The organism is Gordonia sp. N1V, assembly GCF_029269935.1.
GTDB classification, from domain to species: Bacteria; Actinomycetota; Actinomycetes; order Mycobacteriales; family Mycobacteriaceae; genus Gordonia; species Gordonia polyisoprenivorans.
Window position 1 is genome coordinate 1 of the sequence record NZ_JARJDD010000076.1, and the last position, 477, is coordinate 477.

The following is a 477-nucleotide window of genomic DNA, read 5'->3' on the forward strand; positions in this document are numbered from 1 at the left end:
GGCAGATGACCCCGACCTTGACCGCGCACCTCGAAGCGGTACTCGCCGCGTGGGCAGCGCCCGGAATGAACAACCCCGCCGACCCGGAGTCCCCGACCGGCAGTCGCGAAGACGCTGATCCCGACGCGTTGGCGGCCGCGGCAGCCCGCGATCACCGCGATCAAGTGCAACGCAACCACGACGCGTTGGAAGCGGTCCTACGCGCCGGACTGGATGTCGGCCTCGGCCCCCAATCCCATCGCGGACTACCACCGCACCTGATCATCAAAGCCACCCTGTCGGAGTTGATCGCCCAAACCGGGATGGGAGTGAGCGCGACCGGCACCCTGCTCCCGATCACCGATGTCATCGCGTTGGCTTCTCACAGTCAGCCGTGGTTGGCGGTGTTCGATGACCACACGAACCTGCCCCTGTATTTGGGGCGGGCGCGGTTGGCGAGTCAAGGGCAGCGGATCGCGTTGTTCGCCAAAGACGGTG

1 protein-coding gene is annotated in these 477 nt (G+C 66.5%); it reads left to right on the top strand.

The window, feature by feature from the left end; all coding sequences use genetic code 11:
• Positions 1-477, top strand: a 477-nt coding sequence (locus P3L18_RS28175) for a DUF222 domain-containing protein (protein ID WP_276116005.1), incomplete at both ends; no start/stop codon positions are given.